The organism is Sporosarcina gallistercoris (assembly GCF_014836415.1).
In the GTDB taxonomy this organism is placed as follows: domain Bacteria; phylum Bacillota; class Bacilli; order Bacillales_A; family Planococcaceae; genus Sporosarcina; species Sporosarcina gallistercoris.
Genome location: NZ_JACSQY010000007.1, coordinates 16,110 through 41,920, shown reverse-complemented (window position 1 = coordinate 41,920; position 25,811 = coordinate 16,110). Strand labels below are relative to the sequence as shown.

The following is a 25,811-nucleotide window of genomic DNA, read 5'->3' as shown; positions in this document are numbered from 1 at the left end:
AGTCAAGGAGGAAAAATGATGAAAAAGACAATGACAGGAGCGGAATGGAAGCAATTATTGCGCACGCGCAAAATGATCGTACCAATGATTGCGATTTTATTCATACCGGTATTATATGCAGGAATGTTCTTATGGGCGTTTTGGGATCCATACGCCAATATGGATGCGTTACCCGTTGCAGTTGTGAACATGGACGAAGGGGCGGATTTTGAAGGAACTGAACTCGATCTCGGAAAGGAACTCGTCGACAAACTCGTTGATAGTAAGCAGTTTGACTTCCAAAGTATATCCGAGTCAGAAGCTAAGAAAGGTCTCAGTGACCAAGATTACTACATGACGATTGAAATTCCGGATAATTTCTCCCAACATGCAACGACGTTATTGGATGAATCACCGGAGAAACTAGCGCTCATTTACAAACCGAACGAAGGCTTCAACTTCCTTTCGGCACAAATCGGGGAAACTGCGATGGATCGCATCAAGGCTGAAGTGAATGAAAAAGTGTCCTCCACGTATGCGGAACAACTCTTTGACTCCATTAAAGAAATGGGGGATGGATTCGGAGATGCGGCAGACGGTGCAGGAAAACTGCATGACGGTTCTGGCAAACTTGTTTCCGGCACAGACGATTTAAAAGGCTATTTGGAACAACTTGCATCTAGTACGGTTACGCTTGCAGATGGCTCAGATAAGCTTAAAAAAGGTGTTATTGAAGCAGCAAATGGCGCGTCCTCTCTGAATTCAGGGCTCGGAACATTGTCGTCAGGCGTGAGTGAACTTCAAGTCGGCTCTCAGAAAGCATCTGCGGGTGCAAATGAATTGAATGCAGGATTGTCTCAATACACACAAGGTGTTAGTAAGCTCGCAAGTAGTTATCAACAGATTGGCGCTAAAGAAAAAGAATTCGGAGCAGGTGTGAACAACCTTGCTGAAAAATCCGGTTCTCTGAATGCAGCCGCTGGTCAACTAACAGGGGGCGCACAGCAAGTGAATGCAGGAATCGGGCAATTGTCCGAACAACTTGCACCGATTTTAGCTACACTGCCTGAAGAACAAAAAGCGGCATTACAAGGTGCACTCGGCGAATTGAAAGCGGGTAGCGCAAAAGTGGCTGGCGGGCTTGGAGAATTATCACAAGGAACCGCGGCGCTTCAATCGGGAGCGAAGGAATTGAACAGTGCAGCAGGGCAATTGGCAGGAGCGCACGCACAAGCCCTTGCAGGAGTGAACGAGTTAAATAGTAAATCGGGACAACTGCTCGCAGGATCATCAGCACTTGCTGAAGGAAATAGCGCACTGAACGCCGGTGTCGGTAAACTTGCTGCAGGCGCAACTGCTGCAAAAGAAGGTTCAGGTAAGCTGGTAGACGGACTGTCTGCATTATCAGCAGGTACGAAAACATTAACAGACGGAACAGGTACTCTCGCTTCTAAATCTCAAGATTTGGCAACTGGATCTAAAGCACTTGCTGACGGTGCGAAAGAATTGAACGAAGGAACGGGAACACTTCAAGAGAAATTGAGTGAGGCGAATGACACAGCTTCAGAAGTGAAGCCATCCGACAAAACATACGACATGGTAGCTGCTCCAGTGGATGTAGAAAAGTCAGCAGTCAACGAAGTGCCGAACTACGGAACAGGATTCGCGCCGTACTTCCTATCACTAGGATTGTTCGTCGGGGCGTTGTTACTTTCCATCGTATTTCCGCTTGTTCAACCAGCAATTTCTCCAACAGGTCCGTTCCGCTGGTTCGCAAGTAAAGTTTCCGTGCTCGCAGTAGTCGGGCTCATTCAAGCATTGATCGCTGTTGTTGTCATTAAATACGCACTAGGTATGGATACGATCAACACACCATTATTCATCCTCACGGCGATCATTACAAGTTACACATTCATCGCTCTCGTCCAGTTGTTCGTCACTATATTCAGTGATGCAGGACGTTTCATGGCAATTCTCGTGTTGATCATGCAACTCGTAACAAGCGCGGGAACGTTCCCATTGGAATTGATTCCGGAACCGCTTCAGATTTTCAATAAATTTTTGCCGATGACATACTCTGTCCAGGCATTCAAAGCATCCATTTCTACAGGAGATATGACGCATCTATGGACGTCAAATGGCATTCTGCTTGGTTTCATGGTCGTATGTCTCGCGTTGACAGCAGGCTATTTCGCATTGTTGTTCAAAAAACGCCATTCTGCAACTGAAGTTGTAGAAGCATAAGAAATGATGTGCAAAAGATCGGCAGACAGTAAGACGCGTCTGCCGATTTTTTGTGGATAAAATTCGAGTGCTTAGAAAAGTTATCGACGGACAGCGATGTAGTTATGCCCGGTTGGGGATGGAATGGGGGTTATCCACAGGAGGTTTTGGTTCGTTGCGTGACAATCGGATGATTGGAACAAGTTATCCACCGCTCAGCGGATGAATCGGCCAGATGGTGTAGGTTATCGGCCAAATCGCAGTGAGAATCGGCCAAATCGAAGAAATAACCGATGCAAGTACACAATTCATCGTCACCACGGATACCTAAAAAAGCAGCGACACCTTCAAATATGAGGTGTCGCTGCTTTTTAAGATTCACTTACGATCCAACAAAGTCCCCACCATCGACATGGATGGTTTGACCCGTCATATAGCTGGAATCATTTGATGCAAGGAATACGTACGCAGGTGCATTCTCCGCAGGCTCGCCGCGGCGTTTCATCGGCGTATTATCACCATGTTTTTTAACTGTCTGTGCATCGAATGTTGCAGGGATGAGCGGTGTCCAGATCGGGCCTGGAGCGACTGCATTCACACGGATTTTCTGGTCCGCCAAGTTCAATGCAAGTGAGCGCGTGAACGCTGTAATTGCGCCTTTTGTCGCTGAATAATCGAGCAGTCCTGGAGAGCCGTTATAAGCTGTTACAGAAGACGTGTTGACAATCGAGCTGCCTTCTTTTAAGTGAGGCAACGCGGCTCTTGTTAAATAAAAGAGTCCGAAGAAGTTCGTTTCAAATGTTTCTCGTAATTGATCACCTGAAATATCAAGCAGTGATTGTTGCGGGAATTGTTTTCCGGCGTTATTCACGAGCACATCAAGACCGCCAAACTGTTCAACGACTGCTTCCACCAGTGTTTCACAATTCTCTTCTTCACTAATATCAATACGTTTTGCAAATGCTTTTCCGCCATATTTCTCAATGAGCTCTACGGTTTTATCAGCATCTACATCTTCTTCCGGACTTAAATAAGCAATCGCGACATCTGCACCTTCCTTTGCGAAAGCGACGGCGACTGCACGTCCGATTCCGCTATCTCCTCCGGTGATCAACGCCTTCTTCCCGGCTAACTTGCCCGAACCTTTGTACATCTCGTCGTCGTAAATCGGCAGAGGTGACATTTCCGCTTCCACCCCAGGTTGCTGATCCTGAGTCTGAGGTTTTACGTTTTCGTCGATTTTTTCATATTTGTCTTTAGTCATGTGTAACATCCTCCTTAACGAGTATCTAATTCAAGTATTCCCATAAGTGATACTGGCAAACATGATGGTTTTTTGAATATACTAATAGGGAAGAGTATTACAAGATGGACGAAAAGAGTGGGGGTATGTAGAGGTGAAGGGCACAACTCTTTGGCAACGGCTTCAAATGCCGGTAGCCGCAGCAATTTGGTTAGCATCCGCTGTCGTATTGATAGGACTGCAAAGTGAGCAGAATACAGTGTACATATTGTTTGGAATTGTCGGTGCTGCCGTCCTCTTTTTCCTAGTGACAGACCGCGTGGCTTTTTTCGCTTTTATCGTATTGACGTTGACTACAGTTTTCTATTTCTTATACAGAGCCTTTGCAGCAGGGTGGTCCCCAGGTGAGCAAGCATCCGGGATCGGGATACATTTCCTATTTTTACTGCATCTCTTTGCGCTTTACAGCATTGCGAAGTATGTGTATTCGTATCGCTCAGAAAACACGTTTTTGAAAAATCGTCTCGAAGAGTTACAAGAATACATTTCCGAGCATGGCGTACTGACGAAAAGAGAATTTGAAAAGCAATCTGCCATCGTTTTGTCGACAATGGAACGGCACGGTGAGCCAGGATATTTCGTTCAAGTAAATCTATCGGAAATCCGGAAAGTTGCACGCAAACAAGCATTGATTGCTTGCTCATCTATTCTGATGGGTACATTGCGGAAGCATTATGATCTCGTAGGTCACTTCGATGACAAAACGATTGTCGTATTACTGCAAAATACGAATGAGGATGGATTCAAGATTGTAGAGGACCGATTGAAAGAAAAGATGAAGCTGCAAATTGAAGAGGGAGCTTATGAGCAGATCAACTGGAACATCCGGCAGATTGAAGGGGAACGTTCCATTGAAGAATTGTTGGTGATTCCATGAATAAGCGTCTCGTCATCTTGCTCGTCGTAGCAACCTTTTTTCTAGTAGGTCTCGTGCTGGCAGCGATTTTTAACGTGAAAATCCTGCTGTTTATCACAACTGCATTGTTTTTGACGTTGCTCGGATACTATTCACTTTTGACGCTCGCGGGTCTATATAATCGATTGAAGAAACAGGAGATTCCTGTGCTGGATTTTTATCCGGGCGTGGATATTCTGATTCCCGCGCATAACGAAGGAGTTGTTATTAAAGATACGATTGAAGCGATGACAGCGCTGAATTACCCCGGAGATTTACAGATATATGTGTTGAACGACAATTCGTCGGATGAAACCGGAGAGATTGCGGGAGATTTTGCGGCGACGTTCAAAAACGTCCACCACATTCAAGTACCTCCTGGTGAACCGCGTGGGAAATCCCGTGTACTCAATTATGGTTTGAGTATTTCATTGAACAAATACTATTGCGTCTATGATGCGGATAATCAACCAGATCCTGAAGCTCTCATCAAGTTAGTGGCAACAGCAGAGGGGAATGAGCAGTCTGCAGGCGCTGTAGGTTATGTGAGGACCATTAACGAGCAGCAAAACTGGCTGACTCGCATGATTTCAATCGAATTCCAAGTGTTTCAATTGCTCATGCAATCCGGACGCTGGCAGCTGTTTAAGACGGGCTCGCTAACAGGGACGAACATGCTCGTAAAGCGAAGTGTCATTGAGGAACTGGGCGGATATGATCCGTATGCGATCGCGGAAGACGCGGAACTGACGCTTCGTATCACGAAAGCTGGTTACTATTTACCGATTGTCCCGGATTCAATTACGTGGGAGCAGGAACCGGAAACGCTGCGTGTTTACTTGAAACAAAGGACGCGCTGGTTACAAGGAAACTTGTACATTGTTGAAAAAACATTAACGGAACCTGGTTATTTCAAAGGAAAGTTACTCGTTCACTCCATTCACCAGTTACTCGTGTACGTCATCTTTTGGCTGTTCCTTATCATTTCGTATGTATGGTTCGCCCTAGGGATTTTGGATATTTTCTATATTGAGTATACGTATCCACTATTGTTCATATGGTACTTGGCATATATCGTGTACACGACGCAGCTGTTCGCAGCACAAGCGACCCAGCGAACCTTCACGCCGCTCAATGTCTTCATCAGCGTCATTATGTATTTCACGTATGCCCAGCTGTTTTCGTACTTGTTCGTACGGAGTCTGATTCTGTATGTGAAGGCGAAAAAGAATCGACAAGTGATTGGATGGGATAAGACGCAACGATTCAAGTCGAAATGACTTACGATTCCATAAAAAAGAGCAGTTCCGTTTGCCCCAGAAGGGCGTACGGAAAAGCTCTTTTTGTTCGGTTCATTTCAATATGGTTTCTGCAGCTACAGGAGCCCCGATGTAATACCCTTGGACAGCGTCGATGCCCATCGTTTTCAGCAAGTCGTACTGTGCTTTATGCTCGACGCCTTCAGCGATTGTATACAATCCCATGGACTTGCTGAATTGAATCATTCCTTCGACAAGTTGCTGTGTTCTCGGGTGTGTCAGCAAACTGTTCATGTATACTTTGTCGATCTTCACTTTTGAAATCGGCAAATGCTGCATATAGCGGAATGACGCGTAGCCTGTACCAAAGTCATCGAGGGTGAATTCAACCCCTGCATGTTGCAGTTCTTTCATCTGCTGGACGATGGACTGCTCTTCTTCAGCCTGGAACGCGAACTTTTCCGTAATTTCCAGCTCAAGCTGATCGGGGCGACAAGATGTTTCTTGCAGTATAGCGAGAATGTTGTCTTTCATCGGATGGTTGGAAAACTCACGGACAGATGTATTCACTGAGACGTGGGGGGTTCCTTCCTGCTCTCCAAGTTTTACAGCTAACTGTGCGGCTTCGGTCAATACATACGAACCGATATTAGCAATGAGTCCGTTTGCCTCAGCAATTGGAATGAGCTCATCAGGCGTCACAGTGCCAAGTTCGTCATCTTCCCATCGGACAAGTGCTTCATAGACCACGATTTTCTCCAAAGCAATGTCATATTGCGGCTGATAGACGACTTGAAGGGCATTATGGTCAAGTGCAGTTAATAATTTGCGATTGATAAGCGAGCGGCGGTCGAGCACTTTGTGAGAGGAAGCGGACAATGACATGATTTTCCCTCCGCCTTGCTGCCGTACTTCCTCCAATGTCATGGCGGATGCATCCAGCAAGTTCACGAAGCTCTTCTGGTCTTCCGGGTAGCGGGCAATTCCACCGCTGATGGAAAGAGGCAATGCTTCATTTCCCACATAAATCGGTTGCTGTTCAAGGAACTCCAGGAATCCTTGGACGTACCAGTCGCCAAACGGAGTTAAAATGACAAACTGGCTTCCTCCGACTCGTGCAATCGGGTTATCTTGGAAATAGCGCTTCAGGCGATTCGCAAAGGCTTGGGTAAGTTCTGTCTCAGCAGTTCCTGCCTGAAGTTCTTTCAATGTGTAGTAGTGGTCAATCGACAAGTAGACGAACGAGAAACTCTTTTCATCCTGAATCATCTCGTTCACGAGCACTTCTAATTTGTGACGGCTCATTAAACCGGTTTCTACATCGATGAATGCAATCTGTTCAAGACGCTCTTTCAAATGGACTTCTTCAGTAATATCCAGTTCAAGGAACATCGTGCTTTTTAGCGATCCATCCGAATCCATGGAAGGGACAGCGAGTAAATTCGTATAGTACGTTTCACCCGTACGCTTCAGCTTTTGAGCAGTCCCGAACCAGGTTTTCCCCTCTTTTAGCTGTGTCCAAATATCGTGGATGTTGTCTTGTGCTTGCTCGCAATCATCAAACATCTGCCAAATGGTTTTGCCCAAAATTCGTTTCGGTGTCCAATTGCTGACGTTCAGAAAATTTTTATTTACCGAAATTACGAGACCTTCGGCATCAGTTCGGGTTACCATATAGTAATGATCGAGACTTCGACGGATATCGGGTAAGTCCAGATCAATCTGTTCATGTGAGGTTGTCATGCCACGTTCCCCTTTCAACTAGTTCATAAGACTAGTATATAGGAGAACCCGGAACTTTTCACCTATTATTGAAAATAAAAGTAGTGTAATTGGATATAGGTAGATTTTATAGAAGAGAAGGTGAAATAATGGAACGGATAAAAGGACTAGCGATGATTATAATAGGTGCGTCATTATGGGGGCTTTCGGGTCCGATGATGGAATGGACACTTGAGCATAGCAGCATGTCCGTTTCATTTTTACTGACAATCCGACTGCTCACAGCAGGTCTGTTGCTTATTACCTATTTGAAGATAAAAGGAAAACAAGTGACTCGACCATGGCGCCAAAAAGTATGGGCTCGGCAAATGGTGATATTCGGAGTTGCGGGTATGCTAGGTGTCCAGTTTTCGTTCACGTCAGCAATCGCACAAAGTAATGCGGTCATTGCAACACTCTTCCAATTCCTTTCGCCGATATACGTCATTCTATTCGTCTCGGTGAGACAGCGGTTCATCCCGCCCGTTGCTCAAATACTCGGTATGTTCGTCACGTTAGGGGGACTTTTCCTATTGCTGACAAACGGGTCGTTATCCGGATTCAGTCTAAGTCCGAGTGCTGTATTTTGGGGGATCGCAGTGGGATTTGCATTTACGTTTTACACGCTCTATCCAGTACGTCTCATGCAAGAATGGGGCGTCTTGCTATCAATCGGCTGGGCGATGGTCATTGGAGGAGCCGCTTTGCTGATTACGAACCCAGTCATGATAATCCGGGAGGTCCGATATCTATTTGACTGGAAAATTGCTTTGATGTTGATTGGCATCATCGTGGTAGGTACTGTCGCATTCTTGCTGTTCCTCGCTAGCATGAAGTTCATATCTCCGATCGAAACAAGCATTCTTTCTAGTTTCGAACCGTTGACGGCAATGATCGTATCGGTCATTTGGCTGGGCGCTGTTCTTGGGGCATGGCAGCTGACAGGGGCAATCGTGATGCTGGTAGGCGTTACCGGAATTTCCATTGCGGGTGGACGAGTGAAAACATGATTTAACGGAACGCTCTCTTTTGAGGGCGTTTTTTCATCGAAGCTATAGTAGAGCGGCTTGAGTTTTCGGTTTCAGATAATTCTGTTCAATAGCTATACAGTCTGTAAGGAATATGGCATACTAATGATAACTAAGTAGTTCGAGAAACGAAACAGTTCAGGAAGGACCATGCCGATGAAAACTGTATTTTCTTATGCAAAGCCATATAAGTGGCCAATCGCGATTGCGCTCGTTCTCATGCTGATCGAGTTAAGCGTCGAGCTCATTCAGCCTCTCCTCATCGCAAAAATTATTGACGACGGGATTACCGCTGGCAATCGGGAAACGATTATTCTTTATGGAAGCATCATGATGGGGCTCGCCCTTCTCGCATTAGTATCCGGTGTCACAAATTCTTTCTTTGCCGCCCACGCTGCCCAAAGTTTTGGGTTTGACTTGCGTCAGGCGCTATTCAAGCAGATCCAGGCATTCTCGATGTCCACATTTTTACGCTTTCCGACGTCCTCACTCATTACACGACTGACAAGTGACGTCACGATGGCGCAAAACATTTTGTTCATGGGACTCCGGATTTTACTGCGTGCGCCTCTCGTCGTAATCGGTAGTTTAGTGATGGCGATGCTCGTCAACGTGAAACTCGCATCATTTCTATTGATAGGGATTCCTTTTCTGTTCGTCTTTTTGTTTGTGATGGCGCGAAAAGGGGTCGGATACTTCTCGGACGTTCAGCGCCGCTTGGATCGCGTGAATCGGGTCATTCAGGAGAATTTGCAAGCTGTCCGTCTCATCAAAGCATATTTACGCGGCGTGTATGAAGGCAGCCGGTTCTCGAAAGTCGCAGATTCATTAAGAAAAGATACGGTGAAAGCATTTCGGATGATGGAACTCATTATGCCGATTCTACTTCTTATTATGAACGGAAGTCTGATGATCGTTTTGTGGTTTGGAGTGGATGTGGTCCGTGCAGGGGATGCACAGGTGGGGGAAATTGTAGCGATCGTCAACTACGCGTTCCGGATTACAGGTGGATTCTCGATGTTTTCCTTCCTGATTGTCGCGTTCTCACGCGCTCAAGCATCTTCCGTTCGAATGGAAGAAGTGCTGCTTGCAGAGGATGATCGTGAAATCATTGTGCCGGGCTTTTCAGAAAATGGTGCAGAAAAACGTGGGGCATTGGAATTCAATAATGTATCGTTCCACTATCCGGGTCATCCGGAACACGTGCTTTCGAGCGTTTCGTTCACCATCAATCCCGGAGAGAAGATTGCTGTCATGGGTGCGACCGGATCCGGCAAGTCGACGATGCTGAATTTGATTCCCCGGATATTTACAGCAACGTCGGGGGAAATCTTGATGGATGGGAAAAATATCGAAGAATGGCCGTTAGAAGAGCTTCGCAATACGATCGGTCTTGTGCCGCAGCAATCGGTTCTCTTTACAGGAACAATCCGCGAAAACTTAGCGTGGGGCGATCCGGAAGCTCGGGCGGACGAACTGGAAGCTGCAGCCGAAAAGGCTCAAATCCATGCCTCGATCTTACGTTTTCCAGCAAACTACGAAACACGCGTCGGCCAAAAAGGAGTCAACTTGTCGGGTGGCCAAAAACAACGCTTATCCATAGCGCGGGCGCTTGTCCGGAAACCAGCAATCTTGTTATTGGATGACAGTACGAGTGCGCTTGATGTGAAAACTGAAAATGCATTATGGGAAGCATTGGAAGGCGAACGGGCGACGATGATTGTCATTACGCAGAAAATCCATACTGCTCAAGGGGCGGACCGAATCCTTTTGCTGGATGAAGGGAAAGTTGCCGCGTATGGAACACATGAACAGCTCCTGAACCAATCGGAACTGTATCGGAAAATAGCTGAGTCCCAGTTGGATGAGGAGGTGGCGGACGATGGTGAACAACGTGAGGAAGCCCTTCGGTTACGAACCGATCATTAAGCGCGAAGACTTGAAAAAAGGTGCCAAACGTAAACGGGAAGAAGTCGGGGACTGGAAAAAGGCATTGCTGAACGTGTGGAGGCTTGTCGATGAACAACGAGGGCTGCTTATCACGGTGTTGTTCCTAGTGTTCGCGAGCTCCGGCCTTTCACTGCTCGGACCTTTTCTAATCGGAAGGACCATTGATAACTTCATCATACCGATGAAAACCGATGGGCTTGCTATGCAAATCGGTTTGTTGCTAGCAATCTATACAGGAACGTCATTGACGATGTATTTCCAGAACTTTTGGATGGTCGGTATCGCACAAAATACGGTCTATAAATTGCGTTCCGGTCTCTTTAATCATTTGCAGAAGCTGCCTGTCTCGTTCTTCGATAAGCGCCAGCACGGTGAGCTCATGAGCCGAATGACGAACGATATCGAAAACATTAGCCAGACATTGAATTCATCGTTCATCCAAGTATTCTCGAGTATTTTAACACTCGGAGGAACACTGGCGGTCATGCTTTATCTGAGTCCGCTGCTCACTGTACTGACGATGACAATCGTTCCGGTCATGTTCATTGCGATGCGGTGGATCACGCGCCGGACCGGCATTCTCTTTAAAGAACAACAAAGGGCTATTGGCGAATTGAACGGGATGATCGAAGAAACGATCTCCGGTCAGCGGATTGTGAAAGCTTTCTCTCAAGAGGAGCGGATGAAGGAAGAGTTTGCAGCCAAAAGTGACCGATTGAAACGGACCGGATTTTGGGCGTTGACGTATTCAGGGTTCATCCCAAAAGTGATGAATATGTTGAACAATGCGGCATTTGCAATCGTCGCAGGAATCGGTGGCTTACTCGCACTACGTGGTGATGGAGTTGTGACAATCGGAACAATCGTTGTATTCGCGGAGTATGCGCGACAATTCACGCGTCCGCTGAACGATTTGGCGAACCAATTCAATACGGTATTATCCGCTATTGCCGGGGCTGAACGCGTATTCTCGATTATGGGAGAAGACGTTGAGCGTGACGAGGCTGAGGCGAATGGAGATATCCAGCTGAAAGGGAACGTCGAATTCCGCAACGTATCCTTTGGCTATGCACCGGAAACGGATGGTTATACAGTAGAAGACGTCTCGTTGAGCGTGAAGGCGGGGGAGACGGCTGCACTCCTTGGGGCGACAGGTGCTGGGAAAACGACGCTTGTACAATTGATAGCCCGATTCTATGAAGCGGATAAAGGCACGATTTTGATAGATGGTATTCCGATTGACGAGCTTCCGCGCGCGACATTGCGCAGTCAGACGGCGTTTGTGCTTCAGGATCCGTTCTTATTTGAGTCTACGGTGAGAGAAAACATCCGATATGGGAAACTGGATGCGACAGACGCAGAGATTGAAGAAGCGGCGAAGAAGGCGAATGCTCACGAATTCATTAGCCGCCTGGAAGAAGGCTATGATACGCTGCTCACAGCAGACGGGAGTGAAATCTCGCAAGGACAAAAGCAGCTGTTGTCCATAGCCCGAGCTTTTGTCGCGGATCCCGTACTTTTGTTGCTGGATGAAGCGACGAGCAGTATCGATACGGTAACAGAGCTGGAAATCCAAGCAGCGCTTGAAAAGCTCATGGAAGGTCGCACAAGTTTCGTCATCGCCCACCGTCTGAATACGGTGAAAAAAGCGGATATCATCTATGTGATGGATCAAGGGAAACTGATTGAATCTGGCAGCCAATCCGAGTTGATTGCCCAAAAAGGAATGTATTATATGATGTTGCAGCAATCGAAGTTGTAACACAGCGGCGCTCCCGATTTAACTAGCTGGAGCGTTTTTTTTGTGAGGAATGTTTGGTGATGAGTGGATGAGGCGATCTATTATTGGCACCCGCCCGTTTCGCGTCTGAACCCGCGCGTTCCAGCGTGTGACCCGCTCATTTCCGCGGCAATTCCATTTAGCCCACGCCTATCCAAGCTCGCGACCAATCGTTCTTTCCCTGATTTTAAACCAAGATTGATTGGTGTGCTCCGCTGCGCTGCGCATTTTAATAAGGGGGAAGGGGGACGGGGACGGAGTTAGCATTTCCACATAACCCGCCCGTTTCCCCGCTGAACCCGCTCGTTCCGATGTGCAACCCGCTCGTTTCCCCGCTGAACCCGCTCGTTTCGCGTCTGCACCCGCTCGTTCCAGCCACGCATCCGCCCGTTCCATGCCCGAGCACCTCCACGCTAAAACCATCCCAAACAAAAAAACCACCAAATCGGTGGTTTTCGATCCATCACTTACTGTTTGTCCTCAAACTCCAACTTGGTGCCATCGTCAAAATCGACATCCAACTTAAACTTGGAATACAGGTCAATTTGGAAATACTTCAAAATTTTATCCCGAGCTTCTTCCGCTGACATATCATGTTGAAGGTTCACGGCATCGAACATCTTGTCGAGCTCATCCATCGCTTCTGCACCTTCTAAATCGATATTGGTCAACTTGTTCTGGTATTCCGGATTAAATTCCTTCTCGACTTCGTACTCGGCATCGATCGCGTCTTTGTTATCGACGTCAATCTCCAATTCGAATTTGTTGAAACCGTACGCGTCCCCGGTATCACGGTCGCCGCCTTCTTTTTGCTCGTTCGTAACAATGTCGGCTTCTTCCCGATTGTCTTTGTTTGCATCTTTCCCTGCGTTTCCGCACCCGCTGACAAATAGAACGCTCGCAAACACAACAGAACCCATCGCTGCTAGCTTATTCAACGTCTCACGTCCTCTCTGAATCATTCGATTGCTTGATACTACTGTACCTTTTTTTAAACGAAATTAAACAGCAGAGGGCGGAAAAAGCATTTTACCACTTAGCTTGGAACGCCTCACAAGATCCTAAGAGGCTGCGAATGGATAACCATTCGCCAGACGCTAATCTTACTTTCCCGTTAAAGTAGCCGAACATTTGAGTGAAATCCGCTTTTAATCCTCTTCTACGAGCAATCGCTTCGCGTTCGAAAAAAGGCGTAAATGACAATTCTACGCAATCTGTGAACTTAGTATGGATAGTCCATGGCTCCATCATACGTTCAGGATTAAAAGAAAAAATCACATCTTCATGGATTTTAGTCATCACACCATCGACAAACACAGCGTTTTCTGTCATGCCGGTGCCATCTGTCCACTTGCCGCCAAAATTCAAACCGATCCGGCGACCTCTTGAACGTTGGGAAGCCATTGCCCAATTCCATTCTGTCATTTTTGGCCATACACCGCGTGTATAATTCAATACCGTAAAACTGTAATCAGGATTAAATTCATATCGTTTTTCACCAATTTTCAAGAAACCCGAAGTTGGTAGCGTATGATGCTTTGCGGTATGTTGGAAGGTGTTCCGGTTTTTAGGAACGACCACATTCAAGGAATGATCCTCTGCAGGGTGACTAATATGAAGGTCAGCATGTAAGGTTTCATTGTCAAAATCGGCGATGGTGACATATAAGTGCGTCTCCTCATTTGTATAGCTCGAATGTATAGAAAGGCGATTGTCTACGAATTTACTATCTGTCAGTACATCTTCAGCCATCTTTACATGAGGTGCAAAGGGTAAGGAGATCCGCTTCTCGAAAAAACGCTCCGTCTCATAGTCAAGGAAATAGACGAGACACACAGCACCGATGTCGAAATGAGCAATCGTTGCGGTGAACAAGACTTCTTCCCCGTAGACGGTCCACGTATTCCATTTTTTCTTATTAGGGAACTGCCCCTTCAGATTACTTTGGATGATCGGCTTCTCTGCATAGCCGATCGCGTCAGGATTCAGTAATCCCTTGCTGTCACAAAGCAATACAGGCGAAGACAGTTCACGTTCTGCATGTTGCATAAGCCTTCCTCCTAGACATTGTCATCTATCGCATTTGTTGTTATACTTATAATTGTATCAGATTGGGGCAAAATTAGCGTTATTCAACAGTGCTGATTTTCAATCGATATTCCGTGAAATAACGGGGCATTAGTTCAGCGGGAGAATACTTCGCTGGCAGCGAAGGGGTCACCGGTTCGAATCCGGTATGCTCCATAGAAAAAGCGTCCGCTCAGCGGGCGTTTTTTATGTACAGTTTTAAGGATGAAACCTCAGACCTTCACATAGACTAAGCTGAGGAGGCGAATCGATGTATGACCGCGAAGCCGCAGTCTGGTATGCGGACAAATGGTGGGATGGCCGAAATCCCCAGTATCCTTCATTCGATGTCGATTGTACAAATTTCATCTCTCAATGCTTACGTGCAGGTGGTGCACCGATGCACGGCAGCCCCGTCCGAGATCGGGGATGGTGGATCACGAATACAAACTGGAGTTTCAGCTGGTCAGTCGCCCATTCGCTGCGCTGGTACTTAGCGGGTTCAAAAAAGGGATTGACAGCCTATCAGGTGCAATCGGCCGTAGAGTTGCAACTTGGAGATGTCATATTATATGACTTCCAAGGAGATGGGCGTTTTGACCATTCTACAATTGTGACTGCTAAAGACGGATCGTCACCACTTGTTAATGCGCATACCTACGATGTCCAAAGAAGAAGTTGGGATTACAAAGATTCCTACGCCTATCGTCCGAACGCAAAATACATTTTCTTTCGGATAAATGATGAATTCTCTTAACACCTGACATGCCAATGAATTAGAAACTAGCCGTCAAAATGATGTATACTGGAAGTTATCAATGACAAAAGGGGATACAAAAATGGATGAACAAGCACTATCAGTAAGAGACGCAATTATTTCGCGCCGTTCCATCAAGAGTTTTAATGGACAGCCTGTTGAACAAAGCGAAATTGACGATATCTTAGCAGATGCAATTTGGGCACCCAATCATGGGAATCGTAATCCTTGGCGTTTTGTACTTGCTGCAGAAGAGAACTACGAACAATTTCTAGAGGTCTTGCGTGAGTTTGGTGTACCTAAATGGAAAGAATTGTCGGATGAAACCTTGGCAAAACAAATGAGCAAGTTTACGAGCGCAAGCGCAGCGATGTTTGTGATTGTTCCGGAAGATACCCGGCAAAAACAACGTCATGAAGACTTCGCGGCTGCAAGTACGATGATTCAAAATGTCCAATTGCTTGCTTGGGACAAAGGCATCGGTACATGCTGGAAAACTCCAGGCTTCCTCGATGACCCTAAGTTCCGAGACGTACTCGGCGTCAAGCCAGGTGAACGGATCATCAGCATGCTTCAGTTCGGTCACTTTGATGAATTACCAAAATCGAAGCCGCGTACCCCGGTGGAGGACATCATCACCTACTGGCAAGCTGAACCGACCGAATAATACACTGCCTCTTCCAACTCATTGGAGGAGGTTTTTTCTTTACACTAATCTGACGGCAACCTTCAGATTGAATAGTTTCACTCATCTAGCGTAGAAGGATGAGGAAAGATAGGAACGGAACTTACCAAAGAAACCCGTTTGAACGAAGGAAGGCATTTCCCTATCCTAACCATAAACCCCCTATCGCGGGCAAGCGCAATAGGGGGCAAATTATTTACTTCTGCAATTCATCTTTAGTTAATGCAGAGAGCTCTTGGTAATAGTCACCAAGGACGCGCAATCCTTTGTCGAAGTTCTCGAGAGTCAAGTGTTCGTTTGGTCCGTGTAAGTTCTCGGACTCAAGACCGAAGCCCATGAGGACGACCGGCAATCCTAAGATTTCGTCGAAGTCTGCAACGATAGGAATCGATCCGCCGCCACGTGTATACACAGTCGGCACGTTGTACACTTTTTCGTACGAACGGCTTGCTGCTGTTAGTGCTGGGTGGTCGAATGGTGTAATGAACGGACGTCCCTGATCGAACGGTGTGACCGTCACGTTAACGCCTGCTGGCTTGTGCTTTTCAACGTGTGCTTTCAACTTTTCGACGATTTCCGCTGGATCTTGATCCGGAACAAGGCGGCACGTGATTTTTGCTCCCGCTTCTGCAGGCAGGACGGTCTTGATGCCTTCACCGCTGAATCCGCCAAAGACGCCGTTCACTTCAAGAGTCGGACGGGCAGAAGTGCGTTCCAGGAACGAATAACCAGGCTCCCCGAATAGCTCGGCAGCACCGATTTCCTGTTTAAGCGCTTCTTCGTCGAAGTTGAGATCTTTGTAAGCTTGACGTTCTTCTTCGCTCAAATTACGTACGTTATCATAGAATCCGTCCACAGCAATCGTTCCTTCTTGGTCATGGAAAGACGCCAAGATCTCTGCGACTGCATGAATCGGGTTTTGGATACCGCCACCGTAAACACCGGAGTGCAGGTCGCTCTTCGCACCGAAGACATCGATTTGTACGCCGCTCAATCCGCGAAGTGCATAGCAGATTGCAGGTTGACCAGGAGCGTGGAGCGCCGTATCCGAAATGACGATCGTATCTGCAGCGAGTTTTTCTTTATTGTCTTTGATGAACGGAACGAGGTTCGGACTGCCGACTTCTTCTTCACCTTCAATGATGAACTTCACGTTGATGGGAAGTTTGCCATCCAATTGCATAAGCGCTTCCACCGCTTTCACATGCATGAACACTTGTCCTTTGTCGTCAGTAGACCCACGAGCGAACATTTTCTCATCACGGATTTCAGGCTCAAATGGCGCACTTTCCCATAAGTGTAACGGGTCAACCGGCTGCACGTCGTAGTGGCCGTAAATCAGGATTGTCGGCTGGCCTTCCGCATGAAGCCAATCAGCGTAGACGACCGGATGTCCTGCAGTAGGTTCGATGGAGATGTTTTCAAGACCTGCTTCTTTGAACGAATGCGATAACCATTCCGCAGCTTTTTGCATATCTGTTTTGTGCTCAGATAACGCACTGATGCTCGGGATTTTTAAAAATTCTTTCATCTGGTTCAAATGCGTGTCGCGATTCTTTTCAAAGTACTCGTTTAATTGGTCAAGCGTTGCCATGAAATTACCCCTTTTCGTTTTCATTTGGATGAATGGGACCTGCTGCAAAGATAGACCTGCTGCATCCCATCATTCGCCGTCAGTGGCTCCTGCTATTGGGCTGAACCCCCAAAAAAGTTTTTGTTCACTGAGACGGTGCTGATTCCTTTAGTATAGCAGAACTGAAGTGGAATCGAAAAAGAGGAGACTTCTGAATCCGTTTCTTTCTAGTACTTATGCTATACTATTTCAACAGCTATGAAATCGGATTCAAATTGTAGCCGTCTTAGGTTTGCAACTTCAACACCTGGACATACGTCTATATGTGCAAACCGAAACGAACCAGGAATTTTTCGGGAGGAATCGCTCTTGTTCATCGCACTTGCTTTCTTTTTGGCAATGTCCTTTTTCTTATCAGGAAGTGAAACTGCACTAACCGCCGTCAACCGGATGAAAATCCAAATGCGAGCAGAGCAAGGAGACCCTAAAGCAATTCGGCTCCGCGCCCTCGTTTCGAAACCGGATCGAATGATTACAGCCATCTTAATCGGCAATAATGTCGCGAATATCATGATGCCGACGATTGTGACCATGATTGCAATCGACAAGGGACTGAATGTCGGTCTCATGACGGGAGTATTAACCGTCATCCTGATCATTTTCGGCGAGGTATTACCGAAGACGATTGCCGCAACATTTGCGGACAAGCTGGCGTATTCGGTAGCCCCTGTGATCCGGGTGATTGTCAAGCTGATGACCCCGCTCACTTACCTGCTATCGCTTTTCACCAATCTGTTCATCCGCATCCTGTCTAAAGGGAAAGTGACAGAAGCGACACTGACTAAAGAAGATCTGCGTTCCATGGTCGATCTTGCGTCAACTGAAGGAACGTTCCAACAAGACGAATCCCTGCGGTTAAAAGGGGTCCTCGACTTTCCGGAAAAAGACGTATCAGACGTCATGGGAACCCACCGGACAGACGTCGTTGCCCTGCCACTGGATTCTAGCTATGAAGACGTTCGCAGTACGGTGCTCGAGTATTTCTATACGCGTTACCCGATCTATGAAGAAAGCATCGATAAGATTATCGGTGTGTTCTATTCCAAGCGGCTGATCGAATGGTCGATGACACCGGATGAACCATTCAAAGATATGATTGACCATGATCCATTGTTTGTTGTCCAGACAGCGAGTGTCGAAAAAGTGTTTAAAATGATGCTTGCGCATAAAAAGCATATGGCGATTGTATTGGATGAGTACGGGGGAACGCTTGGTATCGTAACTCACGAAGATATTATCGAGGAAATGATCGGTCAGGAAATTGAAGATGAAACCGATGAGGCCGAAGACGCAATGGTCTATGAACATACGGAAGACATGCTCGTTTGTCAGGGACGTCTCGAAATCGAAGAGGCAGTCAGGCTTCTAGGAATCGATTTGCCGACTGAAAACGAAACGATTGGCGGCTTCGCTTTCCAGGAGCTGGACCATGTTCCAGACCCCGGAGAACGATTCACATACGGCCCGTTACTGTTTGAAATCGAAGAGATGGATCGCAATCGAATCGTACGTCTTCGAATCATCCGCCGTCCAGAAGAATGGATAGATGATGAATCTTAAAATACAGCAACCTTACACGTTTGTAAGGTAACTGAAAGAAACTCCGATAGTTCAGCTGATTGTTCTAGTGCATACTTAACGTAACAGCTAGAACACGGAGGCGTTAACGGATGAAACCAACACTTAATGAATTACATGAAGAATATGGCAGATACTTATATCACTTATGTTTGAAATTGACACGTAATAAAGAAGAAGCTGAAGATCTCATGCAAGACGTTTGGGTCAAAGTAGTCCGCACGAGCGATCGTATGGAAGGTGTAGACCGCATGAAAGCCTGGTTGACGACGATTTGCATGAATACGTTCAGAGATCGTTATCGTAAGGACGTCCGTCGCAGCAAGTATGTCATGAATCAGCCGGATACGCTGGACATCCCTTTGCTCGACTTAGTGCCAAGCGGCAGTCCGCTGCCGGGTGATATCGTCGAGAAACAAGATCTTCGTGCTGCAGTCCGCAGTAAGATCGACGAACTCGATGGCATTTATAAGACGACAATCGAGTACTTTTATGTGAACCAATACTCGCTTATTGAAATCGCTGAAATGATGCAAGTGTCTATCGGTACGGTGAAATCACGCCTGTTCCGTGCAAAAAAGTATTTAAAAGAGCTATTAACGCAAGATCAGTCTATCAACGAACTTGTGATTGCGTGATCATAACGCTTTTGGACTTCCCCTGGATCAGGGGAAGTCTTTTTTGTGTTTGGTTGATTGGTAGACAGGGAATGTTACAGTGATGGATTTGGAGCGGGGGGAAGTCATGGGGAAGAAACAACCGAAACGAAAGAGATTTACAAAAAAGCAAAAACAAATATTGTGGCTCGCAGCAGCGGTTTTTCTGCTTATTTATATTGCTGTCATTTTGTATCATACATACAAACCCTTGCCGGAAGGTGTTAACTACAAAGGGGAGGTCCATTGGACTGATGATGTAGAAGTTTTTACAGATCTAACCTATTCGAAGACAAAGAAGAAAGACGACATGCAGCATGAACTGAATATTTTTGACGAAGTGTATTCAATGATAGAAGAAGCGGATGAATTCATCGTACTCGATTTCTTTTTGATGGATCATTATTCAGACGAAAAGTTAGACTTTCCGAAGATTGCTGAAACGATCACAAAGAAGTTGGTTGAGAAAAAGAAAGCTCATCCCGACATGCCGATCGTCTTCATCACAGATCCGATCAACAAAGGGTATGGGTCATACGAGTCGAAATGGTTTGGCAAGTTGAAGGATGCAGGAGTGGAAGTCGTATATACCGATTTGGAACCCTTACGCGATTCAATGCCGCTCTATTCGGGATTGTATCGGACGTTGTTCCGCTGGGGGGACATTGGCGGAAAGGGATGGATTCCGAACGCGATGGCTTCTGAAGCACCGAAATTCCGGTTAGCGTCGTATGTTGAACTGCTCAATGTGAAGTCGAATCACCGAAAAGTGATCGCAACGGAAAAAGCAGGTCTCGTCACCTCTTCCAATCCGCATGATGCGAGTGGTTTCCACGGAAATGTAGCACTTAAAGTATCCGGACCCATCATTAACGATTTGTTGGAAGCAGAAGAAGCGGTACTGAATTATACGACAGGAAAGACCGGGCAAACCTTGCCGAGAATTGAAGCGGAAGAGCCTGAGGACGGGGAATACGCCGTTCAATATGTAACCGAGAAGAAGATTAAAGACGTGTTGCTGGATCAGCTTACCGCTGCACAATCAGGTGACCGAATCCGGATGGGGATGTTTTTCATTGCGGAGCCGGATGTGGTGAAGGAAGTGACGGAAGCAGCGAAGCGCGGCGTCGAAGTGAAACTCATTTTAGATCCGAATCAGAATTCTTTCGGAAACGAGAAGTCCGGTCTTCCCAATCGTCCTGTCGTACAAAAGCTGGTAGAAGACAGTGAGGGAGCGATTGAAGTCCGCTGGTACAACACAGTAGTCGGCCAGTATCATACAAAACTCGTCATGATTGAACGAGGCGACAATGTGCATATTCTGAACGGATCTGCTAATTTAACGGAGCGGACTCTTGACAACTACAATTTAGAGAATGATTTATATGTCATCGCCCCGACAGACAGCGAACTGGCTGGTGAGTTGGGTGCGTATTTCGAACGATTGTGGAATAACGAAGATGCTCTGTTCACACTCGATATGGAAGAATACCAAAATACATTCACTCGTCCGCAGCGTGTCATCTATGCATTACAGGAGTGGTTGAAATTGACTTCTTACTAATCGAGTTGTAACGCTGGAAGACAAAAATCCTCTTACCTAATTGCAGGTGAGAGGATTTTAGTTTGCATCCACATCTGAATGTCCGGGTAGTGAACAGGGTGAATGCTCATCTTAAGGAAGGCGATTTCAAAAGGCAGCGAGCTGCTGGTTAAGCTCAGCGAGACGCTCTTCCATCTTCGCGAGACGCATTTCTGCTTTTTGCACGGAGTCGCCGTGACCTGTGGATTCCAGTTTTTCGATGTCGCCTTGGAGACTGATGTAGTCCATTTTGAGTTCTGCAATCTCGGATTCGATTTGTGATTTAGTCATGTCCGTGTTCCTCCTACTAGCTTTTCCCTCAGTTTACCACATCGCGTATGGGTTTGCCGGGGACTGAACGCTTCGGGTGATCGAGTAAGTAGCGAACTGTTTCAACTACGGTGTCTGCTTCTTCTCCGAGTGGCAAAGCGAGCTGACGATCGATGTCGCGCTTTCGGAGGGAGTCGTGCAGCAAAGGCTCCATAATCGCGTTCAAGAGGTTGGATTGCTTCACTTTGCGTCCAAGTCCTAAGTGGGAGAATCCATCCCGGTCAGTGGGGAATTGCAGCTCGGACTCGAAGCTGTTTTGTGCAAGCACGATACATGGCACCCCGATGCTTGCTACGTCATATGGCATGTAACCTCCACCGCAAAGGACGATATCCGCTTCTGCTGAGAGATCGAGGAAATCGTGTGGAGCCTTTTTGACAGTCGTATTCCTTCGGCTCAGCGCCATCATTTGAAGAGTGCCTGCATCGTGTTCATACGATTTCCCGAGCAAAACCGTTACATTGAGAGGTATTTGCAAGTTCATTACATGACGGAACGCACGGAACGTCAAGTTACCCGGATCTTTCTCGCCGAACGCAATAAGTAGTCGAGGAGGATCGCCAAACGTTTGCTGATCCCGCTTTGTGCGTAAATAAGCGCAGCGCGGATCTGGCATGAACGTCCGGATTCCCGTTTTGAATTGATCAGTCACGTCCGTCGCATTTTCTCCATATAATGTTTGGATAACAAAGTCAGCGGCATGTCCGCCTTCGCCGAAATCATCGAAATGTAAAATAGAGGGGACGATCTTGCAAATTGCCTCGACCTCTTCTTTTACTGTGCTGCCCGTATCACGAATGAGTAGGTCGGGTTTCAAAAAGGACACAACTTGAAGAAGGGCACGATGGTTACTCGCCTCCATACTTCGATAAGCAGTCGGCAGGTCGGGGTTAGGGGTATCTGTAATGAAAACAATCGTTGCTTCAGTAGATAGTTCTTCAGCAATTCGTAACGCTCTCCGTAAAGGATAGCCATTTTTTTCTTCTGTAGATGAAAGACAGAGTGCAATCAGCTTAGTTGTTTGAGTCGTAATAGGAATCATCCTTTCTATGCAGTCTCTTCACCTCCCAGTCTATGAAGAGGATACGGGAGTTATGAGGGAATGTATGGAAAGGATTTTTCAGGTGGGAACTGTGGGTGGATGTGGGTTTATGATCATTTTGTGGGAGTTATGAGCGGAATTCGGGATTTATGATCATAATGCTGGAGTTGTGAGCGGAATTTTGAATTTATGATCATAATGTTAGATTTATGAGCGGAATTTTGAATTTATGATCATAATGCTAGATTTATGAGCGGAATCCGGGGTTTATGATCAAAAAGCTGGAGTTATGAGCGGAATCCGGGGTTTATGATTATAATGCTGGAGTTATGAGCGGAATTCGAAGTTTATGATCACAAAGGTGGATTTATGAGCGGAATTCGAGGTTTATGATCAAAAAGCTGGAGTTATGAGCAGAATCCGAGATTTATGATCAATTTTCAAAGCTTATGAGCACCATCTGCGCCTGCTGTTGACTGGGCAAGAGATTGTGCAGTATAGAGCGTGTGATTTCCTCTGCGGAACCAGGGGTTGGACAGATTTCGGGACCCGTCATCCGAAAAACCTCAAAAAGTGGTTTCATAGAATAGTTGTGGTACACTAGTACGAAATTTCAACTCGATAGGAGTGGCGAAATCCCATGTTCGGATCTATAGCTGCAGACCTTATGCTCGTTGTTTTGATTGGTATCCTCTCGCAATGGGTTGCCTGGCGCTATCGCCTTCCTGCAATTGTCGTTATGGCAATCGCAGGTCTGCTCGTCGGACCTATATTCGGATTCATCAACCCGAAAGAAACATTAGGAGAGCTATTCAGTCCGATTATCTCATTTGCGGTTGCAATCATCTTATTTGAAGGAAGTCTGAATCTCGACTTCCGTGAAATCAAAGGATTCAGTAAGCCGCTCACACGTATCGTTACGTTTGGCGCATTCATCGCATGGATCGCCGGATCACTTGCGGCGCACTATTTGGCGGGACTTTCGTGGGCAGTCGCCTTCATTATCGGCGGGCTGTTTATCGTAACGGGACCTACGGTGATTCTACCGATGCTGAGACAGGCGAAATTGAAGCCGCGTCCAGCAGCCCTACTGAAATGGGAAGGGATTATTGTCGATCCATTCGGTGCGTTACTTGCTGTCTTCGCTTTTGAATTCATCAAATTCGTCAATGGGCAAGTTACTCTCGCAGCGCTTGGACTATTCGTAGTCGCTTCAATTTTCGCTGTATTCATCGGTTGGGCGTCTGCCCGGATTCTTGGTAGTGCGTTCGAAAAAGGGAATGTCCCTGAATTTCTGAAAGCACCCGTACTGTTTGCGGTTGTCTTGTTTGCATTCGTCCTATCAGATGAACTCATGCATGAAACGGGATTGCTCGCCGTCACTGCGATGGGGATCGTGATGGCCAATATGCACTTGACGTCCATCCATGATATCCGCCAGTTCAAAGAGAATATATCCGTGCTTCTCATTTCGGGAATATTTGTGATGCTTACTGCATCGTTAAACCCTCATATACTGATTGAAATTTTCGATTGGCGTATCATCACGTACGTATTGGCGATGTTATTCATCGTCCGCCCATTGTCGATTTGGGTGTCTACTATAGGTACGGATTTGTCGAACCGGGAAAAGAATCTGATAGGTTGGGTGGCTCCTCGTGGGATCGTCGCACTCACCGTATCGGGATACTTCGCATCGATATTACTTGAAAATGGTTACAAAGATGCTGAATTGCTTACAGCCCTTACGTTTGCACTTGTGCTTTCAACTGTTGTGCTGCATGGATTTTCGATTGGCCCGATTGCACGGCGACTCAATTTAACGACGACTGATGAATCAGGTGTGCTCATCGTCGGGGGGACGAAATTCGCGGCAGAACTGGCGCAGTCCATTCAAGATACTGGAAATGAAGTACTGTTGATGGATACTTCTTGGGCAGGCTTATCACATGCGCGGAAACTTGGGTTGTCCAGTCATGTAGGGGATATTTTGACGGAGCAAACGGAATATACACTGGATTTGTCACCGTATCGATACATGCTTGCGATGACAAAAGCGGATACGTACAATGCACATATTTGTGCGGATTTCCTGTACGACATAGGACGTGAGAATTTATTCCAAACAGCATTCCATGTAGGGGATGGAGTGGCATCGTTTAACGTCACAGGTGGACGCACATTATTCACTCCTGCGTTATCGATCTATGATTTGGAGGAACGTATGAATTCTGGGCATGTATTCCGTAAAACGGTACTCTCCCATCAGTATAGTTACACACAATATTTGCGTGAGCGGGACGATCGATCTGTACTGCTCTACATTTTACGGGAAGACGGTACCGTCGAATTCTACACGCCGAAAGAAGAGCTGCAAGCAGTAGCAGGAGACACGATTGTTGCGCTATCCCATCCGAATAAACAGATTGAACGTGCGATAGAGCGGATTGCTGAAGAAAAAGGTGAGACGGACGTTAGGCATGAGGAAATAGAGAAACGTTTCAGTGAGGATCATGGGAAAACGAAATCACCGATTCCGGGTGAAGCACCCCCTTCGATCCAAGCCGGCCCGACAAAAAGTCCATCAAGCTAATTGCAAGTAAATTCCCATACATTCTGATAGGATGTAGAGTGAGAATATAACTAGGAGGTACGGTTATTTTGAAAGTTTTGTTTGTGGACGGGACCATTATCGGCAACAAAACGGGTGTCGTACTCGAAGCGGTGCAGCAGTATATTGAAGAAACAGGCTGCGGTTTCGAGATAGAGAGATTGAATTTCTCGGAGTATGAACACCAGTTTGTCGATGGGCGACCTGCAGAAAAGTATAATGAAGATATGAAAAAGCTGATCCGCAAGTTTGAAGAAGCGGATGGCTATATTATTGCGACGCCTGTATTCCAAGGGTCCATCCCAGGGGTCCTGAAAAATGCGTTCGATTTGCTGCATCCGCATACGATGCGCTACAAACCCGTTTCCATCGTTGCAAACGGGGGGACGTATCAGCATCACCTCGTTGTAGAGAATCAGTTGAAACCGATTCTTGACTATTTCCGGTGCCTCGTAACACCGAATTATGTGTACACGCATCGTGATCATTTTGACGAAAACAGTAAAATTATAGATGAAAATGTGCACGATCGATTGAAGGAATTAGCACGTGTTTTCGTGAAATATACAGAAATGGGTAAAGAACTGACCCATGGCATGCTTGACGCACAATAACAAATTTGAACGTCCGTCCGAGCGGAATTCCGCGGGATGGACGTTTTTCGTATGGTCAAAACTGAAGAAACCGTCTAA

General features: G+C 46.5%; 21 protein-coding genes and 1 tRNA gene. 14 read left to right on the top strand and 8 right to left on the bottom strand.

Going from position 1 to position 25,811, the window contains the following annotated elements; translation table 11 throughout:
- Positions 1–18: 18 nt before the first annotated feature.
- Positions 19–2,223, top strand: coding sequence for a YhgE/Pip domain-containing protein (locus tag H9659_RS10160; protein ID WP_225217769.1), 2,205 nt, complete (start codon positions 19–21; stop codon positions 2,221–2,223).
- A gap of 361 nt (positions 2,224–2,584) precedes the next feature.
- Here the strand turns inward: H9659_RS10160 and H9659_RS10155 are convergent, their stop codons facing one another.
- Positions 2,585–3,466 carry an SDR family oxidoreductase gene (locus H9659_RS10155; protein WP_191690105.1) on the bottom strand — a complete coding sequence of 294 codons (882 nt, stop codon included), beginning with the start codon at positions 3,464–3,466 and terminating at the stop codon, positions 2,585–2,587.
- 133 nt (positions 3,467–3,599) lie between these two features.
- On the opposite strand from H9659_RS10155, the gene H9659_RS10150 reads away from it, so the two are divergent.
- Both H9659_RS10150 and H9659_RS10145 read left to right on the top strand, forming a co-directional pair.
- On the top strand, positions 3,600–4,382 hold the full coding sequence (locus tag H9659_RS10150; RefSeq protein ID WP_191690103.1) for a hypothetical protein: 783 nt from the start codon (positions 3,600–3,602) through the stop codon (positions 4,380–4,382).
- Positions 4,379–5,680, top strand: a complete 1,302-nt coding sequence (locus H9659_RS10145) for a glycosyltransferase family 2 protein (protein ID WP_191690101.1) — start codon at positions 4,379–4,381, stop codon at positions 5,678–5,680. Before H9659_RS10150 ends, H9659_RS10145 begins: the two co-directional genes overlap by 4 nt.
- 72 nt (positions 5,681–5,752) lie before the next feature.
- On the opposite strand, the gene H9659_RS10140 is transcribed toward H9659_RS10145, so the two are convergent.
- Positions 5,753–7,402 carry a sensor domain-containing protein gene (locus H9659_RS10140; protein ID WP_191690099.1) on the bottom strand — a complete coding sequence of 550 codons (1,650 nt, stop codon included), beginning with the start codon at positions 7,400–7,402 and terminating at the stop codon, positions 5,753–5,755.
- 128 nt (positions 7,403–7,530) lie between these two features.
- Here H9659_RS10140 and H9659_RS10135 point away from each other — a divergent pair, with 128 nt between their 5' ends.
- From H9659_RS10135 to H9659_RS10125, 3 genes are all read left to right on the top strand, one after another.
- Positions 7,531–8,430 carry an EamA family transporter gene (locus H9659_RS10135; RefSeq protein WP_191690096.1) on the top strand — a complete coding sequence of 300 codons (900 nt, stop codon included), beginning with the start codon at positions 7,531–7,533 and terminating at the stop codon, positions 8,428–8,430.
- Between the two features lie 174 nt (positions 8,431–8,604).
- Entirely contained in the window at positions 8,605–10,377 is a 1,773-nt protein-coding gene (locus H9659_RS10130) for an ABC transporter ATP-binding protein (protein ID WP_191690094.1), read from the top strand.
- Complete coding sequence (locus H9659_RS10125; protein ID WP_191690092.1) at positions 10,331–12,160, top strand: ABC transporter ATP-binding protein; 1,830 nt, start codon at positions 10,331–10,333, stop codon at positions 12,158–12,160. The genes H9659_RS10130 and H9659_RS10125 overlap by 47 nt, the downstream gene beginning before the upstream one ends.
- Positions 12,161–12,328: 168 nt before the next feature.
- Here H9659_RS10125 and H9659_RS10120 read toward each other — a convergent pair whose 3' ends face one another.
- The 3 genes from H9659_RS10120 to H9659_RS10110 all read right to left on the bottom strand — a co-directional run bounded on the left by H9659_RS10120 (position 12,329) and on the right by H9659_RS10110 (position 14,227).
- On the bottom strand, positions 12,329–12,574 hold the full coding sequence (locus H9659_RS10120; protein WP_191690090.1) for a hypothetical protein: 246 nt from the start codon (positions 12,572–12,574) through the stop codon (positions 12,329–12,331).
- 71 nt (positions 12,575–12,645) lie between these two features.
- The gene (locus H9659_RS10115) at positions 12,646–13,116 is read right to left on the bottom strand and encodes a YusW family protein (protein ID WP_191690086.1); all 471 of its coding nucleotides are present in this window, start codon (positions 13,114–13,116) and stop codon (positions 12,646–12,648) included.
- A 91-nt stretch (positions 13,117–13,207) separates the two neighbouring features.
- Positions 13,208–14,227 (bottom strand): DUF2804 domain-containing protein, encoded by a 1,020-nt coding sequence (locus H9659_RS10110; protein WP_191690084.1) that lies wholly within the window; start codon positions 14,225–14,227, stop codon positions 13,208–13,210.
- Between the two features lie 123 nt (positions 14,228–14,350).
- Here H9659_RS10110 and H9659_RS10105 point away from each other — a divergent pair.
- The 3 genes from H9659_RS10105 to H9659_RS10095 all read left to right on the top strand — a co-directional run bounded on the left by H9659_RS10105 (position 14,351) and on the right by H9659_RS10095 (position 15,669).
- Positions 14,351–14,422: transfer RNA gene (locus H9659_RS10105), tRNA-Ala, on the top strand.
- Between the two features lie 94 nt (positions 14,423–14,516).
- Entirely contained in the window at positions 14,517–15,002 is a 486-nt protein-coding gene (locus H9659_RS10100) for an amidase domain-containing protein (RefSeq protein WP_191690082.1), read from the top strand.
- A gap of 82 nt (positions 15,003–15,084) precedes the next feature.
- A complete protein-coding gene (locus tag H9659_RS10095; protein ID WP_191690080.1) occupies positions 15,085–15,669 on the top strand; it encodes a nitroreductase family protein in 585 nt (194 codons plus the stop codon).
- Positions 15,670–15,883: 214 nt separating this feature from the next.
- Here the strand turns inward: H9659_RS10095 and H9659_RS10090 are convergent, their stop codons facing one another.
- Positions 15,884–17,281: a dipeptidase gene (locus H9659_RS10090; RefSeq protein ID WP_191690077.1), complete on the bottom strand. Its 1,398-nt coding sequence runs from the start codon at positions 17,279–17,281 to the stop codon at positions 15,884–15,886.
- 348 nt (positions 17,282–17,629) lie between these two features.
- Here H9659_RS10090 and H9659_RS10085 point away from each other — a divergent pair, with 348 nt between their 5' ends.
- The 3 genes from H9659_RS10085 to H9659_RS10075 all read left to right on the top strand — a co-directional run bounded on the left by H9659_RS10085 (position 17,630) and on the right by H9659_RS10075 (position 21,118).
- On the top strand, positions 17,630–18,880 hold the full coding sequence (locus H9659_RS10085) for a hemolysin family protein (protein WP_191690076.1): 1,251 nt from the start codon (positions 17,630–17,632) through the stop codon (positions 18,878–18,880).
- 110 nt (positions 18,881–18,990) lie between these two features.
- Positions 18,991–19,536 carry an RNA polymerase sigma factor gene (locus tag H9659_RS10080; RefSeq protein WP_191690074.1) on the top strand — a complete coding sequence of 182 codons (546 nt, stop codon included), beginning with the start codon at positions 18,991–18,993 and terminating at the stop codon, positions 19,534–19,536.
- 106 nt (positions 19,537–19,642) lie between these two features.
- Entirely contained in the window at positions 19,643–21,118 is a 1,476-nt protein-coding gene (locus H9659_RS10075; protein ID WP_191690072.1) for a phospholipase D family protein, read from the top strand.
- Positions 21,119–21,244: 126 nt separating this feature from the next.
- Here H9659_RS10075 and H9659_RS10070 read toward each other — a convergent pair whose 3' ends face one another.
- Positions 21,245–21,427 carry an SE1832 family protein gene (locus H9659_RS10070; protein ID WP_191690070.1) on the bottom strand — a complete coding sequence of 61 codons (183 nt, stop codon included), beginning with the start codon at positions 21,425–21,427 and terminating at the stop codon, positions 21,245–21,247.
- A gap of 28 nt (positions 21,428–21,455) precedes the next feature.
- Positions 21,456–22,508, bottom strand: a complete 1,053-nt coding sequence (locus H9659_RS10065; RefSeq protein ID WP_191690067.1) for a hypothetical protein — start codon at positions 22,506–22,508, stop codon at positions 21,456–21,458.
- Between the two features lie 640 nt (positions 22,509–23,148).
- Here H9659_RS10065 and H9659_RS10060 point away from each other — a divergent pair.
- Positions 23,149–25,101 carry a cation:proton antiporter gene (locus tag H9659_RS10060; protein ID WP_191690064.1) on the top strand — a complete coding sequence of 651 codons (1,953 nt, stop codon included), beginning with the start codon at positions 23,149–23,151 and terminating at the stop codon, positions 25,099–25,101.
- A 68-nt stretch (positions 25,102–25,169) separates the two neighbouring features.
- Positions 25,170–25,733, top strand: a complete 564-nt coding sequence (locus H9659_RS10055; RefSeq protein ID WP_191690062.1) for an NADPH-dependent FMN reductase — start codon at positions 25,170–25,172, stop codon at positions 25,731–25,733.
- The last annotated feature ends 78 nt before the right edge of the window (positions 25,734–25,811 follow it).

What these genes read in the sequence shown, in the direction of transcription:
- H9659_RS10100 (WP_191690082.1), top strand. Translation starts at nt 14,517, where the DNA reads ATGTATGACCGCGAAGCCGCAGTCTGGTATGCGGACAAATGGTGGGAT.
- H9659_RS10065 (WP_191690067.1), bottom strand. Translation starts at nt 22,508, where the DNA reads ATGATTCCTATTACGACTCAAACAACTAAGCTGATTGCACTCTGTCTT.
- H9659_RS10140 (WP_191690099.1), bottom strand. Translation starts at nt 7,402, where the DNA reads ATGACAACCTCACATGAACAGATTGATCTGGACTTACCCGATATCCGT.
- H9659_RS10110 (WP_191690084.1), bottom strand. Translation starts at nt 14,227, where the DNA reads ATGCAACATGCAGAACGTGAACTGTCTTCGCCTGTATTGCTTTGTGAC.
- H9659_RS10060 (WP_191690064.1), top strand. Translation starts at nt 23,149, where the DNA reads ATGTTCGGATCTATAGCTGCAGACCTTATGCTCGTTGTTTTGATTGGT.
- H9659_RS10080 (WP_191690074.1), top strand. Translation starts at nt 18,991, where the DNA reads ATGAAACCAACACTTAATGAATTACATGAAGAATATGGCAGATACTTA.
- H9659_RS10120 (WP_191690090.1), bottom strand. Translation starts at nt 12,574, where the DNA reads ATGGAACGGGCGGATGCGTGGCTGGAACGAGCGGGTGCAGACGCGAAA.
- H9659_RS10090 (WP_191690077.1), bottom strand. Translation starts at nt 17,281, where the DNA reads ATGGCAACGCTTGACCAATTAAACGAGTACTTTGAAAAGAATCGCGAC.
- H9659_RS10135 (WP_191690096.1), top strand. Translation starts at nt 7,531, where the DNA reads ATGGAACGGATAAAAGGACTAGCGATGATTATAATAGGTGCGTCATTA.
- H9659_RS10125 (WP_191690092.1), top strand. Translation starts at nt 10,331, where the DNA reads ATGGTGAACAACGTGAGGAAGCCCTTCGGTTACGAACCGATCATTAAG.
- H9659_RS10075 (WP_191690072.1), top strand. Translation starts at nt 19,643, where the DNA reads ATGGGGAAGAAACAACCGAAACGAAAGAGATTTACAAAAAAGCAAAAA.
- H9659_RS10145 (WP_191690101.1), top strand. Translation starts at nt 4,379, where the DNA reads ATGAATAAGCGTCTCGTCATCTTGCTCGTCGTAGCAACCTTTTTTCTA.
- H9659_RS10130 (WP_191690094.1), top strand. Translation starts at nt 8,605, where the DNA reads ATGAAAACTGTATTTTCTTATGCAAAGCCATATAAGTGGCCAATCGCG.
- H9659_RS10155 (WP_191690105.1), bottom strand. Translation starts at nt 3,466, where the DNA reads ATGACTAAAGACAAATATGAAAAAATCGACGAAAACGTAAAACCTCAG.
- H9659_RS10160 (WP_225217769.1), top strand. Translation starts at nt 19, where the DNA reads ATGAAAAAGACAATGACAGGAGCGGAATGGAAGCAATTATTGCGCACG.
- H9659_RS10070 (WP_191690070.1), bottom strand. Translation starts at nt 21,427, where the DNA reads ATGACTAAATCACAAATCGAATCCGAGATTGCAGAACTCAAAATGGAC.
- H9659_RS10095 (WP_191690080.1), top strand. Translation starts at nt 15,085, where the DNA reads ATGGATGAACAAGCACTATCAGTAAGAGACGCAATTATTTCGCGCCGT.